Source organism: Serratia sp. P2ACOL2 (genome assembly GCF_003691565.1).
Classification (GTDB): domain Bacteria; phylum Pseudomonadota; class Gammaproteobacteria; order Enterobacterales; family Enterobacteriaceae; genus Serratia; species Serratia liquefaciens.
Genome location: NZ_CP033162.1, coordinates 5,103,854 through 5,120,555 on the forward strand (window position 1 = coordinate 5,103,854; position 16,702 = coordinate 5,120,555).

Here is a 16,702-nt window from a genome sequence, read left to right on the forward strand (position 1 = left end):
ATCCTCTTCAAATAGTTGCGGCAGACGCAAGGTCTGGGTAATCAAACGGGATCCTGATCAGTAGTCGCGGGCCTTATCGATGTTTTCCTGCAGCTTGCGGGCCACGGCGACGATTTTTTCGCTGTCGGCAACCTGGGCACCGCCCACGCGCCACCAGCTGAGATATTTGTGCACCATGGTTTTTGGCAGCACCTTGATGTCCAGCAGGGTCGACACGGTTTGCCGACGGGCATCAGCCAGCGCTTCGATCAGCTGCTGCTCGGTGGTCACGCTGTAGGTTTTGCAACCGTAGGCCGCAGCCAGCATGGCAAAGTTGACCGGCACCAAATTGCCGTCGAGCTTGCCGCCCTGCGGGTTGCGGAAGCGGAACTCGGTGGTGTAGCTGTCCATGCCGTGTTCCATCTGCAGGTTATTGATGCAGCCGTTGGTCATGTTGTCGAGCAGCACCACGTTGATTTTGCAGCCTTCCTGAATCGAGGTGACCAGTTCGGAATGCAGCATCATAAAGGCGCCGTCGCCGACCATCGCATACACCTCGCGGTTCGGCTCAGCCAGCTTGACCCCCAGCGCGGCATTGACCTCGTAGCCCATACAGGAGTAGCCGTATTCCACGTGATAACCCTGTTCGCCGTGGTTGTGCCACACCCGTTGCAAATCACCCGGCAGGCTGCCCGCGGCGGCGACGATCACGCTGTCCTGCGGCAGATGCTGGTTCAGTACCCCCAGCACCCGGCTTTGGGTTAACAAGGAGTCGGTCTTTTCGATAAATTCGGCAAACACGCGGTCACGATCGAGGTGATCGTCAATTTCAGGAACAAAACCTTCTCCGGTGTATTCCACCGCATAAACCCGGGCGGTTTCCTGCTGTTGCGCGCTGCGTGCGTCGGCAATGGCATTACCCCAGCCGGCTCGATAATCTGCCTGTGCCAGCCGTTCGCTCAGTGCGGACAGCGCTTCGCGGGCATCGGCCAACACCTGCACGCCGTCGAGCTTGCCGGCGTCAAAAGCGCTGACGTTGATATTGAGGAAATCGACGTCCGGATCCTGGAACAGCCATTTTGACGAAGTGGTGAAGTCGGTATAACGGGTGCCCACGCCAATCACCAGATCGGCCTGACGTGCCAGCGTATTCGCCGCCAGGCAGCCGGTTTCACCGATGCCCCCCAGGTTGAATTCATGGCTGCTAGGCACCGTGCCTTTGCCTGCCTGAGTTTCGGCAAACGGGATGTGGAAACGCTCGGCGAAGTCACGCAGCGCCTGGCCGGCCTGCGAGTATTTCACCCCGCCACCGCACACCAGCAGCGGGCGACGTTTAGCGGTCAGCAGCGCCAACGCATCCTCCAGCATGCCTGCAGTCGCCGGGCGGCGATCGAGCCGATGCACACGCTTTTGGAAGAAATAGTCCGGGTAGTCATAGGCTTCGCCCTGCACGTCCTGCGGCAGGCACAGCGTCACCGCGCCGGTTTCCGCCGGATCGGTCAGCACGCGCATCGCATTGATGCAGGCGCTCATCAGTTGTTCAGGACGCACTATGCGGTCCCAGTACTTGCTCACCGCACGGAAGGCGTCATTGGTGCTGATGCTGAGATCGTAAGACTGTTCAATCTGCTGCAGCACCGGGTCCGGCTGGCGTGAGGCGTAAACATCGCCCGGCAGCAGCAATAAAGGAATGCGGTTGGCGGTGGCGGTCGCGGCGGCGGTGATCATATTGGCGGCGCCGGGCCCGACGGAAGAGGTGCAGGCATAGATCTGCTGACGCAGCTTCTGCTTGGCGAAGCCGGTCGCTGCGTGGGCCATACCCTGCTCGTTACGCCCCTGATGCACCACCAGCTCACCGCTGTCCTGCTCCAGCGCCTGCCCCAGACCGAGGACGTTGCCGTGGCCGAAAATCGCAAAGATGCCTTTGACGAATTTGGTTTCCACGCCGTCGACCAACAGGTACTGGTTGTCGAGGAACCTGACGAGTGCCTGTGCCATGGTTAACCGGATCTTGCCCATTTACTCACCCTTTTAGATTAGTCTCGCCCGCGCCGGCACCAGTTACATGCCGAACCAGATAAGCTGTGTGATACTCGCCGTCAGCAAGCGCTGTGTCCTGCTTAAGCCGACAACCTGAAACGTGTTGGGATTATAAACAAATATATTTTTCATAAAATCACATTACAGAAGAAACATTTCATTTTGCGATAAAGATCCCATAATGATGAAAACCCCGTTTCATCCATGCCTTTAGAATTCACTGACTTAGCCACCCTTTCACCCGTTGAGGCGTCCATCCAACACCGCCTGAACTCACAGCAACCCTTGGCACCATCAGCCTGTGACACCAAGGATCCCCTTGCCGACCCTCGGCGTTTTCACCTCAGGGCGGGCGGGGTTTTCGATGCCCTTTACCGTTGTAGCAACGGGGTTTTAAATGCATCACATTTTTGGGGTGTAAATTTCATTCAATCTTGAAATTGAAATTTTTATTCCTCATACTCCAAAAATGCTTCGCAGTCGGGGTTTCGCTTAATACAGAAGGAAACGGGTATGGCTACACAAGAAAAACAGCTTGATGTCATTTGTCTCGGGCGTATCGCCGTCGATTTCTATGCACAGCAAATCGGCGCACGCCTGGAAGATGCCAGCACATTCTCAAAATATCTCGGCGGCTCTTCCGGCAATGTGGCTTACGGCACGGCCATTCAGGGTCTGAAGTCCGGCATGCTGGCCCGCGTCGGCGACGAACATATGGGCCGTTTCCTGCGCGAAGAACTGCAACGCGTTGGGGCCGACACCCAAAGCCTGATTACCGACCCCCAGCGCCTGACCGGCCTGGTGATCCTCGGCATTAAAGATCAGGAAACCTTCCCGCTGATTTTCTACCGCGAAAACTGCGCCGATATGGCGTTGACGCCGGACGATATCGACGAGGCCTACATTGCATCGTCACGGGCATTGGCCATTACCGGCACCCACCTGTCGCATCCGAACACCCGCGCGGCAGTGTTAAAGGCGCTGGAATACGCCCGACGCCACGGTCTGCGCACCGCGTTGGATATCGATTATCGGCCGGTGCTGTGGGGCCTGACATCGCTGGGCGACGGTGAAACCCGTTTCGTCGAGTCAGAAAAAGTGACCCGCGAACTGCAAGAAGTGCTGCATCACTTTGATCTGATCGTCGGCACCGAAGAAGAGTTTCATATTGCCGGCGGCAGCACCGATACCCTGACCGCGTTGAAAAACGTGCGCAAGGCGACCCAGGCCACGCTGGTTTGCAAACGCGGCGCCCAGGGCTGTTCGGTATTTGAAGCGGAGATCCCGACAAGCTGGCAGCAGGTCAAACTGCACTCCGGCGTAAGGGTTGAGGTACTGAACGTACTGGGTGCGGGCGATGCCTTTATGTCCGGCCTGCTGCGCGGTTACCTGAACGATGAAGGTTGGGATCAGGCCTGCCGCTATGCCAATGCCTGCGGCGCACTGGTGGTTTCGCGTCACGGCTGTGCGCCGGCGATGCCAACCAAGCAGGAACTGGATGACTACCTGCAGCGCGAGCAGGAAGTGAAACGTCCGGATCGCGATGCGCGGCTTAACCATCTGCACCGGGTCACTACCCGTAAACAGCAGTGGCCGGAGCTGTGCGTGTTCGCTTTCGACCACCGCAAACAGCTGGCGGACATGGCGCGAGAAGCCAACGTCAGCGAGGAACGCATTCCCAAACTGAAAACCCTGCTGCTGACCGCGGCGCAACAGGCCGCCGAGGTTGCCGGGTTGCAGGGCAACAGCGGCATTCTGGCCGATACCACCTATGGGCAGGCGGCGCTGAACAGCATCACCGGGCAGGGCTGGTGGATTGGCCGACCGATCGAGCTGCCCAGTTCACGCCCGCTACGACTGGAGCACGGCAATATTGGCTCGCAGCTGATCGACTGGCCGCAGGAGCACGTGGTGAAGTGCCTGGTGTTTTACCATCCGCATGACGCCGCCGAACTGCGTCGCGAGCAGGATGAACTGATTGCCGACGTGTATCGCGGTTGCTGCAAGTCCGGCCACGAACTGTTGCTGGAGGTGATCCTGCCGGAAAGCAACGCCGACAAGGCCGAAAGCTACTATCTGGAGATGCTGCAATATTTTTACACGCTGGGCATCAAGCCCGACTGGTGGAAATTGCCGCCGCTGAGCGCAGAAAATTGGCAGCGGGTGGGGGCTTTGATAGAGGCGAACGATCCATTCTGCCGTGGCGTATTGATACTGGGGCTGGACTCACCGGAAGAAACGCTGAAGGCCGGTTTCGCCGCGGCGGCAGACGCCCGTTGGGTAAAAGGTTTTGCCGTCGGCCGCACCATCTTCGGCCAGCCTTCACGCCGCTGGTTGCAGGGCGAACTGGATGACGCCGGCTTAATCGAGCAGGTGAAACAAAAATACCTGACGCTGATTGGCTTCTGGCGCCAATACCGCCCAACCTCTCACTCGTCTTAATCGACAAACCCTCCCCTTAAACGATTTTCGCCGCTTTAAGGGGATTTTTTTGCCGGTTTTCTGTGAAGTAACGCAACTTGCAATCGAATAAATCGCTTTTTGGTGAAATGAAACTTCCGCTCCATCTGTTAGAATGAGCTGTCAATAATTCAGGCGTCAGGCCAATACGCCTTAGCCCACACTGCGAGCCGAATGGATGAACAACCCAACTCAACTTTCGCTGTTACAGGACGAGATCCGCCACCGTTATGAAACGCTGAGCAAGCGTTTGAAACAGGTGGCGCGTTACATTTTGGATAACAGTAACAGCATTGCTTTCGATACCGTCGCCTCCATCGCCGCACAGGCCAGCGTCCCGCCGTCGACCCTGATCCGCTTTGCCAACGCGTTTGGCTTCAGCGGTTTCAACGAAATGAAACAGGTTTTTCGCCAGCACCTGATGGAAGAAACGGTCAACTATACCGAACGCGCTCGCCTGTTTCGCCAGACCTCTACCGACGATAACGTTGCGCCGGAAAAACCGGCGGAAATTCTTAACGTTTTCACCATGGTCAATGCTCAGGCCCTGCAACAGCTGGCGATGCAAACCAGCCCCGAGCAGTTGGATCGCGCGGTTGAGTTGCTGAACAACGCCGAAAATATCTACGTGATCGGTTTGCGTCGTTCATTCAGCGTCGCCTCGTACCTCACCTATGCCTTGCGTCACCTGGAGCGCCGGGCCTTTCTGATCGACGGTTTGGGCGGCATGTTTACCGAGCAACTCAGCATGGTGAAACCCAATGACGTCGTGATCGCCATCAGCTATTCGCCGTATGCGCAGGAAGCGTTGGAACTGGTGGAGTTGGGCGCCAAGCGTGGCGCACAGCAGATTGCCATTACCGACAGCCAGGTCAGCCCGCTGGCCGCCTTCAGCGACGTGTGCTTTGTGGTGCGCGAAGCGCAGGTGGACGGTTTCCGCTCCCAGGTCGCCTCTATGTGTCTGGCGCAAACCCTGGCGGTATCGCTGGCGCTGAATAACGCCAAAGAAGAGTAATACGGGCAGGATCAACAAGGCCCGGCTAGCCGGGCCTGATGCGAATTATTTCGCCGCTGGGTATCCGTCGCTATTAATCCAGGCGTGGTCTTTTTCCCAGGTGAATTTCCACAGGCGCACCGGCCCGGCCATCACGTTGAGATAGTAGTTGTCGTAACCGGCCAGCGTTGCCACCGGGTGGTAGCCGCGCGGCACCTTGACCACGTCGCGGTTATAGACCGCCATGCACTCGTCCAGCGACCTGTCGTCGGTATAGACCCGTTGCATGCAAAAGCCCTGTTCCGGCTGGATCCGGTGATAGTAAGTCTCTTCCAGATAGGTTTCATCCGGCGAATCTTCCTGATCGTGTTTGTGGCTAGGGTAAGAGCTGGTATTGCCCTCATCCGTGTACACTTCCACCACCAACAGGCTGTCGGCGGGCGCGCTGTCCGGCAAGATATTGTGTACCAGACGCTGGTTGCGCCCTTTACCGCGCCGCTCTACGCCCACGTCTGCCGGAGTGATCAGCCGCGATGGCAGGTGCCCGTGGCCCGGCGCGCTGCAAACCGCCAACTCCAACGCACTTTCCGCGCGCACTTCAATTCGATCGTGATGCGGCACATACACCGCATAAGGCGGGGTGCGCTCAAACGGGCTCATCCGTTTACCGATGCTCGGGTATTCCGCTCGCAGGGTAGCGACAGAAGCGATACCGGCGACCAGCACCAGGCACAGTTCTTTGTCGCCGCTTTCCAACTGCAGCGACTGACCGGCTTCGAGACGATAGACGTCAAACCCGACAAAGCGCCAGTCGGCATTCTCCGGGGTGACGTGCTGGATGCGCCCCTCGGCATTTGGCTGCTGACATTTGGCGAGCAATGAAGACATGGTAATTCTCCCAATTAAGTATGAATAGACCCCAAATAATTGGCGTTGCATCATCGTAGGGGCGCTGCATGCTGCGCCCGAATTAACCGGGGCGAATTTATTCGCCCCCTACCGGGTGACTGGGCCGAATGCACGCAGCCAACACAGATGCGGCTTCAAGTATGCAGGGTAGATGCACATACCCTATGGATTTCAAGTTGCAGCCAGGCGCCCAGCTTATTCATCCTCCGGAGCTTACTTAAGTAAGTGACTGAGGTGAATGACAAATCTGTCGGGAACAGATTTGAACGCTGCTTGCTGCGGCCCCGAAGGGGTAAGACCCACGGATGGGTCTTGTAAGCAGGTAACAGCGCCGCGGCTTGAAAGACGACGGGTATAGTGCCTTAACCCAGCGTCGGCATACTGTATTCAGACACCGTTTGCTGCCCGGTTGGCCAGCGGGCGGTGGCGGTTTTCATCCGGGTGTAGAAACGCACGCCGTCGGTACCGTGAACGTTTAATGCACCGAATACCGAGCGCTTCCAGCCACCAAAGCTGTGGAACGCCATCGGGACAGGCACCGGGACGTTGACTCCCACCATGCCGGCCTGCACTTCCTGCACGAACTGGCGCGCGTAGTGACCGTTACTGGTAAAGATAGCGCTGCCGTTACCAAATTCATGCCCATTCACCGTATCGATGGCGGTCTGGTAGTCCGGCACGCGAACAATGCCCAACACCGGCCCGAAGATCTCTTCGCGATAGATACGCATCTCCGGCGTAACGTGGTCAAACAGGGTACCGCCAACGTAGTAGCCGTCCGGGTAACCCGCCACCTGATAGTTGCGGCCATCGGCCACCAGGGTAGCGCCCTCTTCCACGCCCAGATCGATATAACCCAGGACTTTCTTCTGGTGCGCCGAGGATACCAGCGGCCCCATCTCGTTTTCTTCGCCACCCTGTTTAAGCCCTGGACCAACGCGCAGCTGAGCGATCAGCGGCTTCAGTCTGGCAATCAGTTTATCGGCCGTGTCGTCGCCGACGACCACCGCCACCGGCAACGCCATGCAACGCTCGCCGGCCGAGCCGAATGCGCCGCCCATCAGGGCATTGACCGTCGCGTCCAGATCGGCGTCAGGCATGATGATGGCCTGGTTTTTCGCCGCGCCGAAGGCCTGCACCCGCTTGCCGTGGGCACTGGCGGTAGTATAGATATGTTCAGCCACCGCAGAGGAGCCGACAAAGCTCACCGCCTGAATGTGGGGATCGGTGCACAGCTGCGCGGCTTCTTCGTTTGCGCAATGCACCACGTTGAATACGCCGTCCGGCAGCCCGGCTTCTTTCAGCAGTTCGGCCATGCGAACCGAGGCCGAAGGCACCAGCGCCGGGGGCTTGAGCACAAAGGTATTGCCGCAGGCCAGCGCGATAGGGAACATCCACATCGGCACCATCGCCGGGAAGTTGAAGGGGGTGATACCCGCGACCACGCCCAATGGCTGCATCAGCGAGAAGCTGTCAACGCCGCTGCCGACGTCCGCAGAATATTCGCCCTTGATCAGATGTGGAATGCCGCAGGCAAATTCCACCACTTCGATGCCGCGGGTCAGTTCGCCCAGCGCATCGGAATACACCTTGCCATGCTCGCTGACAATCAGCGCCGCCAGCTCGTCGCGATGCTGTTCCAGCAGCGCCTTAAAATTGAACATGATGCGCGCACGGCGCAGCGGTGTGGTGCGCGACCAGTCGGCAAATGCCTGGTGGGCCACGTCAATGGCCTGCTTCACCTCGGCGGCAGTGCTCTGCGTCACGCGGCGTTCAACCTGCCCGGAAGCCGGATTATGCACGTCGACGGTTTGATTGCTGCTGCTCAGGCACACCTGCCCGCCAATAAAGTTACCCACGGTTTTCATGTCTCACCCTCTTTTAAGTCCGCTGTCGCCTGACCGTCTGCGGCCGTAGCGTTTTCATCACACCGCTTGCCGGAGACTGCCCGCAAGCAGGCTAAATCCTGACCGGATGAAGCAAACTCTATTTCATTGAAAAAAAAGTTTCAAATAAATTATTTTAGAAAATTTGTTTTTAGTGCGGAAGGTCGCAGTTTTGCCACGTCACCGTGCAAGGCCATTACATGAAGGAAAAAAAGCGGTCCCTGTGTTCACGTGCTAACGGCAGGGAATTAGCCCTGACTTTTATACAGAAACAGGCAGCCCACGGGGAAAGACGACCCGGCCAGACGCTAAAGGATCGCGCGGTAACGCTTGAGGGGCATTTGCGGTTTTTTTTGAACTGGATCTAAAAATCAATATTTCATTATTCACTAATTATGAAATAAATGTTCTTGTTTACCGAAGCGTTAATTCGACTATCACCGCCTTAATGACAGGCAGGGTCCAACCCCTTCCGCCTCCTCTTCCCTACAACCAACAGCGCGGGTGGAAGCCAGGAAAAAAATCGGAGCAACACATGTCATCTCAGCGTAAGCATAATACCGGGTACATACTGCGAATATGCGGCATTGCGGCACTTGGCGGCATTTTGTTCGGCTACGACACCGCCGTGATCTCCGGCGCGATCGAATCCCTGAAAACCTATTTTAATCTCAGCCCCGCCGAAACCGGCTGGGCCGTTTCCAACGTGGTGATCGGCTGCGTGGTCGGTGCCTTTGCCGCCGGGCCACTGGCCGGGCGATACGGTCGTAAGAAGGCCCTGATGCTGGCGGCAGTGCTGTTCACCATTTCGGCGGTGGGTTCTTCACTGGCGCCAACTTTCACCTGGTTTGTGATTTACCGCATTATCGGCGGTTTGGCGGTGGGTATCGCCGCGACCGTTTCGCCGATGTACATGTCGGAAGTCTCACCCAAAGACATGCGCGGCCGTGCGCTCAGCATGCAGCAATTCGCCATCGTGTTCGGCCAAATCGTGATCTTCTACGTTAACTTCAAAATCGCCAGCATCGCCAGTGAAGCCTGGCTGGTGGAGATGGGCTGGCGCTGGATGTTCGCCTCCGGCGTGCTGCCCTGCATCCTGTTTTGCATTTTGGTATTTATCATTCCAGAGTCGCCACGCTGGAGCGTGATGGTCGGCCGGGACGATCAGGCGCTGGCGATGCTGACCAAAGTGTCCAACGCCGAACATGCGAAAAAAGTGCTGCAGGAAATCAAAGACTCGATAAAACAGGATCAACAAGCCAGCCAGAAAAAACTCAGCTATGCCGATAAACGGGTACGCTTCATTCTGTTCGTTGGCTGCATGATCGCCATGCTGCAGCAGGTCACCGGGGTTAACGTAATGATGTATTACGCGCCGGTGGTGCTGAAAACCGTCACCGTAAACGCGCAGGAAGCGCTGTTCCAAACCATCTGGATCGGCGTGATGCAGTTGGTCGGTTCCGTCATCGGTGCCATGTTGATGGATCGCATGGGCCGCATCCCGCTGATGCGTTGGGGTACGCTGGGCGTCATCGCCGGCCTGCTGATCACCTCCTATGCGCTCTATACCGAGGCCACCGGCTACTTCGCGCTGTTTGGCATGCTGTTCTTTATGGTGTTCTATGCGCTGTCGTGGGGCGTGGGCGCCTGGGTCCTGGTGTCAGAAATCTTCCCCAATCGCATGCGCTCTCAGGGCATGAGCATTGCCGTCGGCTGCATGTGGCTGGCCAACTTTGTCGTGTCTCAGACCTTCCCGATGATCAACGATAACCCTTATCTGTTCTCCAGCTTCCACGGTGCCTTCCCGATGTGGGTGTTCGCCGTCTGCTGCCTGTTCAGTTACTGGTTTATCGGCCGCTATATTCCTGAAACACGAGGGGTATCGCTGGAAAAAATGGAGGACGTGGTCATGGCAAAACGCTATCGCCAACCTCAACCCGAAATACAACGCACGCCGCTATAGACCTGTAAATATCAGGCTTTATCAACTCATTCAGGAGTAATGCATCATGACCATTGCGCCAGACCGTTTTTGCATCAACCGCAAGATCGCGCCAAATCTCGATTTGGAACAGTTTTTCAGCCTGGTGAAAAAGTGCGGGCTCAACAAAGTAGAGCTGCGCAACGATATGTCGAGCGGCAAGGTGACCGATAACCTGAGCAACGATCAATTAAATGCGTTGGCAGAAAAATACGGTATCGAAATCGTCACCATTAACGCGCTCGGCATGTTTAACCTGCTGGACGATCAAGCCGCGTTGCTGAAAAACGCCGAGGCGCTGTTGTCACAAGCTCAGGCAATCCGCAGCAAGGCGCTGGTACTGTGCCCGCATTGCAGCGCGGGCGATAACCGCAGCGAAGAGCAGAAAAAAACCGACACGCTGGCGGCCCTTAAGCTGCTGGCTCCGCTGTTCAGGCAATACGGTGTACAGGGCTATGTGGAGCCGTTGGGGTTCGGTATCAGCTCACTGCGCTCATCGCTGCTGACGCAGTCCCTGATCCGGGATTCTGGCGCGCCGTACAAAATCGTGCTGGATACCTTCCACCACTATTTAAGCGACGTCACGCAGCCTGAATTTGATGCGCAAATTCAGATCGACGGCATTGGGCTGGTGCACCTTTCCGGGGTGGAAGATCTGCGTGCTAAAAGCGCATTAAGCGACGAAGAACGCATCATGCTGAGTGACAAAGATCGGCTGGAGAGCAAAAAGCAGGTGCAGGATCTGGAGCGCCTGGGCTACACCGGCATTTACGCCTTCGAGCCGTTTTCGTCGCAACTGGACAGCTGGACGGCAGCGGATATAGAACGTGAAATCCGTCAGAGCATCGCTCTGCTGCAAGGGTAGCGGCCGCAAAGGGGCGAGCATGCTCGCCCCTGATTTAACCGGGCGCCCCTACCCTTATTTTCTCCAGATTATTTCAACGTGCTGACCACCAGCTGATGGCGCTCGTTGTAGAACTTCCGGTAGGCCAGGTAGCAGGCGATGATGGTCGACAGGCTGGCGGTCGACAACAGCATGAAAGTCACCATAATCTGGTACTTAATCGCCTTGACCGGATCGATACCGGCGAAGATCAGACCCGACATCATACCCGGCAGGCTGACCAACCCCACGGTTTTGGCAGAGTCCACCGTAGGGATCAACGAAGCACGGATACTGTCGCGGATCAGCGCCGCCGAAGCGAACTTCGGCGAGGCGCCCAGGCTCAGCATCTCCTGAATCTTCTGCTGATCGCTTTTGAAACGCTGCCCCAGGTTGTTGTAGCACAGGCCAACTGCCACCATCGCATTGCCGGCCACCATGCCGGAAATCGGGATCACCTGCATTGGGGTAAACTCAATCGAACCGGTCAGTACCAGCACCGCCAACGTTAATACCGCGCCGGTGGTTATGGCAATAAACGACGTCATAAATGCGTGATCGATATATTTACTGCGCTTTTGCGCGTTGTAGGCAGCGTTAAAGCAGATAAACAGCACCATCAGCACCGTCAGAATGGCGTTATTTACATCAAAAATGTATTTCAGCACGTAGCCGACAATGATCAGTTGCACCACCGCCCGGCAAATACTCCAGATAATGTCTTTTTCCAGCGCCAGCTTTTCTTTATGGCTGATTAAAATAGCAATAATCACCAATACCATCGACAAAGCCAAAGATTCATTGCTGATGTTATGCTGGTTCATTGGTCGTCTCCTGCGCCCGAGCGCCATGCGCACTCAAAGTAATCACATCATCCGCATGTTTGATTTCATCTTTATCATGCGTAACCCACAACACCGCGACGCCATGCTGTGCGACCAGTTGATGAATAATTTCATTAACGTTGCGTTTATTATCTTCATCCAGCGCACTGGTGATCTCATCCAATAACAGAACCTTGGGCATAAACTGCAGGTTACGGATCAACGAAATTCGCTGCTTCTCGCCGCCCGATAATTCGTTAACGCTTTTATCCAGCATATTTTCCGCTAGCCCAAAGCGCACCAGGTCGGCCTGCATCTTTTTCCTGTCCGGTTTTTGTTTGCGAATCTGGTAGGGCAACGCGATATTGTCATACACGCTGTCGCCAAACAGCGAAGGGGTTTGAAAACAGTACGACACCTGTTGACGGTACTCTTCCGGCGGTATATCGGTAATGGCCTTACCGGAAAAAATAATTTTTCCACGGGTCGGGTCGATCAAGGAAGATACGATTTTTAGCAGGGTGCTTTTTCCGCAGCCAGACGGGCCGGTAATCAGTTTAAATTCGCCCTGATTCAGACCGAAAGACACGGAATCTAAAATAACCTGCTCGTCTATTTGATAATGAATATCATCCAATAACAGTATTTCTTTGCTTTCCTTCATTATATGCACGCATCCCTCATGAAAATATTTGCACCCAGGCCCTCAGTATACGGCCTCAAAAATTGCACTGCCAATGGCTGGTCATTAGTCGTAACAAAGGAGTCGGGCTGAGGCGCTTTTCGCTCCGTCAGCCCTGTGTTGATCCGCTGTGAAGGGTAGTCAAAATGACGAAACAGGAAAGGAATTACATTTTTTTGGGTGATGCACAAATATACCAGCGTAACGAATTATTGATGCTGCGATGAGTACAACGAACTTTACCCTCTTTTTCCAATGCCAATAACAGCGTGCGCGTGGTGTAAATATTTTCACCGCATTTGTCTGCCAGCTCCCTGGTTTTAGGCCAGTGTTCCGGTGCCGGAGGGTGATGTTCCCCTGCCCCCGACGCGCGCTCCATACAGAGTTTTCGTAACACGTTTAGCATATGTGACTTCCTGATTTCATATGTTATCGGCGCCTTGGCCATCGCGTACTCCTTGGGTTACTTTTGCCTGCTCCTGTCCTGCGGCAGCACGTCGGCCACGCGCAAGGTGTAAATCATCGTGGCGCCCGGGGGGATTGCGGGCGGGCTTCCTTTGTCGCCGTATGCCAGAACTGGCGGCACCACCAGCGTCATGGACCCATGCTTGTTCAATTTGCCGATGGCGGCGCGAAACAGCGGTGGATATTGCGACAAAGGCAAAGAGATAGTGGTGCCGGCCAAGTCCATATCCTTGATCACTTGCCCATCGGGCAGGCTCTCGCGTACCACGATATCGACGTTGTCATTGGCGTTTATCTGCCCGCTGCCGGCATAGTCCACACGGTAATAAAAACCGAGCGCATCTTTTTGCACACCAGGCTGCTTGGCGAAATCGGCGAGGTAGGTTTTACCCTCCCCCCGTATCGCCTGCTGTCGCTGCTGTTGGGCCTGCTGCAAGGCAGCGTCTGCGGCCTTTAGCGCGCGGTCGATGGCGGCATCATCCAACCGTTGCTGCCCCGCCAGCGTATCGGCAATGCCCGCCAGCAAGCGCGGGCGATCGGCTTCAATTCCCAAGCGGCGGTTCTCTTCCTGTAAATGCAGAATGTCACGCCCCAGCGAAACCCCGGCGGCGTAGGCCTGCTTATCGGCATCGCTGGCCAGCTCCGGCGGTTGTCGCTGCGCGGCTAGCTGACGGTTGAGCTGCTGCAACTGCTGCTCTTGCTGCGTGACGATCCGCTGCTGCCGTGCCAGAGCCGCCGCCATGGCGATCAAGTCTGGCGGCGTGGCGATGGCCTTACGGATCCCTTTTAACGCGGCCACCAGCGGCCGGATATCAATCGGGTCTGGTTTGGGTGTTGCCTTGAGGGCTGGCGCCGCCGGTTGAGCCTGAGCCGCCAGCTGCTGTTCCAATTGGCGGATGGTTTCGGCTTGCCGTTGCAGGGCCTGATTCAGCGCAGTCAGACGGGCGTTGTCTCCGCGCGTAACAGCGGCGGGTTTGGGCTTGGCAGTCACCGGCTGAGGCGCTGCAGGTGCACTTTCCACCACCGGCACCGCCTGCTGTTGCTCGGCAAATTTCAGCAATGCGGGAATGCCGTCATCCTTGCCAGGTGCAGTCTCTGCCGCCGATGCAGCGCCCCCTACCAACAACAGCAGCAAAGCAGCGGCTCCTTCCGCATACCTTCTCATGATTACAGGCTCTCCACCCGGCTCGACAGATCGGACATCAGCTCATGCTCAACGTCGGCGCAGAATTTCTCGGTTTTATATTTATAAAGCGCATCTATGGCTTTACGGGTGCTTTCATCGACATTACTGCGAATGCCGGCATACCCCGAGGCGTTGGACAACAGCCCGTTAAAATAAGCAATCCGTTTCTGATAGCTTTGCGGATTAATATTCTTAAGTGAGTTGACCCGTTGCTGACAAAGCGCGATCCGTTGCTCATCAGTGTTTTCCTTAGGATTACTCTGTGAAACTTTTTTCATGGCAACCGTGCCGGTGCCATTTTTTCCTACGCAACCGGACAGCAGTAAACAGGACATTATCATCAGCGCCGTAGCGACGGTGGAACGGCGAGTTGAATCATTAATTATGGTAATCATTCCGTTTATCATCCCTTAATTATCACTTAGGTCATTATTATGTCGCGAAGCCCTGCTTTATCTGACTGCTTCTGATTAATCCTAACGAGTTAAATAACAAAAACGCACAATAACAGTCGGGTATTGGTAATAATCCGATACACATCTGTATTGTTATGTTTTTGTTAAAACTCAAAAAGAAATTATCGTAGCCACAATGAATGAAAGTCACATCCAAGGCCAGTATTACCGGCGCGTTAACCAATAAAAACAAAGAGTTAACTTTTTACCCGCGATTAACGCGCAGAATTCATCATCTGCTGTCTGAGGGCGATATTATCAAAACAATATTGCTAATTGTAGTGCGAACACTAATTCTGGCGATCTAATATCTCGCATATTGCTATTTATATAGTCATTTATTCTGGATAATATTTGTATACGATCTATTGATTTTCAATTATATATATTTCTTTTTCCTTTTGGTTTTATATTCTGTATTTGACTTAACTTAATAAAAGCTATTTCCAACCGCACCTATTATTTGCAATAATAATCCCAGCAAGACGCTATGGTGATATACCTATTTTTCTTTTATGGATTTCGCTTGTACGACTTCCAAAATATTTCGTTATTCACTCATGAATAACGGAGGGTGGCGTATTGCCCAGAGCAAAAGGATCTGGCTCCAACTACGGCGTCGGCGACATGACGTTGCCGCTGTTGTGGGGGATTTAGATGTGCTGTTCTTTTTATTTAAATACTCTCTACAGGAACTTGAGAAATGAAACTGAATAAATTAATGCTGGCAACCGTGATTGCTTTCGCTTCTGCATCTGTTGCTCACGCCGCATCTAACCAGGGCAGCGGTAAAGTCACTTTTACCGGTGAAATTATTGATGCGCCATGCAGCGTAGCACCGGAATCTGTTGATCAAACTGTCCCTATGGGCCAAATCAGCAGCCGTCTGCTGGCTAAAGAAGGCAAATCCAGCTCTGAGCCATTCAGCATCGAACTGAAAGATTGCTCTATTGCGACCATGAAGAACGTCCAGGTGACCTTCACCGGTACGCCGGATCCAGATAACAGCAAACTGCTGGCACTGAGCGGCACCGCAACCGGCGCTGGCATCAGAATCTATGACAACCTGCATTCCAAAGACGTTGAACTGGGCACCGCAACCGATGGCCAGGGTCTGACCGAAGGTAATAACTCCCTGAAATTCGCCGCTTATCTGCAAGGCAGCAGCGCTTCTGGCGCCGTGGTCCCAGGCGAATTCACCAGCGTTGCAAACTTCACACTGGCTTACCTGTAATCCCCCCTCGGGGACGCCACTTTGGTGTCCCCGTTTTACCTGCACGGACATTGGGTAACGGGACCAACGGCTACAGGGAGACGCCAGCATGACAAACCGGATTTCGGGCGTACTGCTTATCGCGCTCAGCCTTTGCAGCGCAGAGGCGACGGCGAAAAATCAGGGCCACGGCACACTCAACCTGGGTGGCGAGATCGTCGAAACCCCCTGCGGGATTGCCAGCGAAAGCCTGGACCAGACCGTTGATTTCGGCCTGATCTCGATGACCGATGCGGCATTGGATACGCAACCGGTACTGATCGGCAGCCGCCGCAACTTTGAGATCAAGCTGGTGAACTGCGAATTGGCCAGCATCGTGAAACCCGACTTTATCTACCGCGCGGCCACCGTCACTTTCAACGGCATCGCCGACAGCCGAGATCCCGATCTCTTGGGGGTTTATGGCGAAGCCCAGGGCGTGGCTATTGAGCTACTGACCGCCAACGGCGTTCAGATACCGCTGGGCAGTACCACCGCGGATTACCAGATTGTCGCCGGCGACAACACGCTGCGCTTTGGCGCTCAGTTACGCATTCATCCCGACAGGGCCAGGGCCGGCGGATTCAGCTCACTGGCGAAATTCACCCTGTCTTATCTGTAAGTAACGCCTCGTTAGGCGGGTGCCGCCGTCAGGCACTGAATGACATCACGTATTACGTATTCAGGTCGTACAGGATGACCTGCT

Annotated in this window: 14 protein-coding genes; 6 read left to right on the forward strand and 8 right to left on the reverse strand. The window is 55.2% G+C overall.

The window, feature by feature from the left end; genetic code table 11:
* Positions 1–57: 57 nt before the first annotated feature.
* Entirely contained in the window at positions 58–1,998 is a 1,941-nt protein-coding gene (iolD, locus tag EBA31_RS24535) for a 3D-(3,5/4)-trihydroxycyclohexane-1,2-dione acylhydrolase (decyclizing) (RefSeq protein WP_122080409.1), read from the reverse strand.
* 534 nt (positions 1,999–2,532) lie between these two features.
* Between iolD and iolC the strand changes: the two genes are divergently transcribed.
* Positions 2,533–4,461 carry a 5-dehydro-2-deoxygluconokinase gene (gene iolC, locus EBA31_RS24540; RefSeq protein WP_122080410.1) on the forward strand — a complete coding sequence of 643 codons (1,929 nt, stop codon included), beginning with the start codon at positions 2,533–2,535 and terminating at the stop codon, positions 4,459–4,461.
* 196 nt (positions 4,462–4,657) lie between these two features.
* Positions 4,658–5,494: a MurR/RpiR family transcriptional regulator gene (locus EBA31_RS24545; protein ID WP_020837400.1), complete on the forward strand. Its 837-nt coding sequence runs from the start codon at positions 4,658–4,660 to the stop codon at positions 5,492–5,494.
* Between the two features lie 45 nt (positions 5,495–5,539).
* Here the strand turns inward: EBA31_RS24545 and iolB are convergent, their stop codons facing one another.
* Both iolB and EBA31_RS24555 read right to left on the reverse strand, forming a co-directional pair.
* Positions 5,540–6,361, reverse strand: a complete 822-nt coding sequence (iolB, locus tag EBA31_RS24550) for a 5-deoxy-glucuronate isomerase (RefSeq protein ID WP_020837401.1) — start codon at positions 6,359–6,361, stop codon at positions 5,540–5,542.
* Between the two features lie 383 nt (positions 6,362–6,744).
* Entirely contained in the window at positions 6,745–8,250 is a 1,506-nt protein-coding gene (locus EBA31_RS24555) for a CoA-acylating methylmalonate-semialdehyde dehydrogenase (RefSeq protein ID WP_048760466.1), read from the reverse strand.
* A 553-nt stretch (positions 8,251–8,803) separates the two neighbouring features.
* Between EBA31_RS24555 and EBA31_RS24560 the strand changes: the two genes are divergently transcribed.
* Together EBA31_RS24560 and EBA31_RS24565 are read left to right on the forward strand one after the other, a co-directional pair.
* Positions 8,804–10,231: a sugar porter family MFS transporter gene (locus EBA31_RS24560; RefSeq protein ID WP_046372444.1), complete on the forward strand. Its 1,428-nt coding sequence runs from the start codon at positions 8,804–8,806 to the stop codon at positions 10,229–10,231.
* A 46-nt stretch (positions 10,232–10,277) separates the two neighbouring features.
* The gene (locus EBA31_RS24565; RefSeq protein ID WP_122080411.1) at positions 10,278–11,114 is read left to right on the forward strand and encodes a TIM barrel protein; all 837 of its coding nucleotides are present in this window, start codon (positions 10,278–10,280) and stop codon (positions 11,112–11,114) included.
* 68 nt (positions 11,115–11,182) lie between these two features.
* Here EBA31_RS24565 and fetB read toward each other — a convergent pair whose 3' ends face one another.
* The 5 genes from fetB to EBA31_RS24590 form a co-directional block, all read right to left on the reverse strand.
* Positions 11,183–11,956 (reverse strand): iron export ABC transporter permease subunit FetB, encoded by a 774-nt coding sequence (gene fetB, locus EBA31_RS24570; RefSeq protein ID WP_020837408.1) that lies wholly within the window; start codon positions 11,954–11,956, stop codon positions 11,183–11,185.
* Positions 11,943–12,620, reverse strand: a complete 678-nt coding sequence (gene fetA, locus EBA31_RS24575; RefSeq protein WP_122080412.1) for an iron ABC transporter ATP-binding protein FetA — start codon at positions 12,618–12,620, stop codon at positions 11,943–11,945. The genes fetB and fetA overlap by 14 nt, the downstream gene beginning before the upstream one ends.
* A gap of 184 nt (positions 12,621–12,804) precedes the next feature.
* Positions 12,805–13,086: a FaeA/PapI family transcriptional regulator gene (locus tag EBA31_RS24580; protein ID WP_041415077.1), complete on the reverse strand. Its 282-nt coding sequence runs from the start codon at positions 13,084–13,086 to the stop codon at positions 12,805–12,807.
* A 15-nt stretch (positions 13,087–13,101) separates the two neighbouring features.
* Positions 13,102–14,268, reverse strand: coding sequence for an FKBP-type peptidyl-prolyl cis-trans isomerase N-terminal domain-containing protein (locus EBA31_RS24585; protein ID WP_122080413.1), 1,167 nt, complete (start codon positions 14,266–14,268; stop codon positions 13,102–13,104).
* Between the two features lie 2 nt (positions 14,269–14,270).
* The gene (locus EBA31_RS24590; protein ID WP_122080414.1) at positions 14,271–14,684 is read right to left on the reverse strand and encodes a hypothetical protein; all 414 of its coding nucleotides are present in this window, start codon (positions 14,682–14,684) and stop codon (positions 14,271–14,273) included.
* Between the two features lie 763 nt (positions 14,685–15,447).
* Between EBA31_RS24590 and EBA31_RS24595 the strand changes: the two genes are divergently transcribed.
* The gene (locus tag EBA31_RS24595; RefSeq protein ID WP_020837413.1) at positions 15,448–15,978 is read left to right on the forward strand and encodes a fimbrial protein; all 531 of its coding nucleotides are present in this window, start codon (positions 15,448–15,450) and stop codon (positions 15,976–15,978) included.
* Positions 15,979–16,066: 88 nt separating this feature from the next.
* Positions 16,067–16,618 carry a fimbrial protein gene (locus EBA31_RS24600; RefSeq protein WP_048760457.1) on the forward strand — a complete coding sequence of 184 codons (552 nt, stop codon included), beginning with the start codon at positions 16,067–16,069 and terminating at the stop codon, positions 16,616–16,618.
* Positions 16,619–16,702 lie beyond the last annotated feature (84 nt).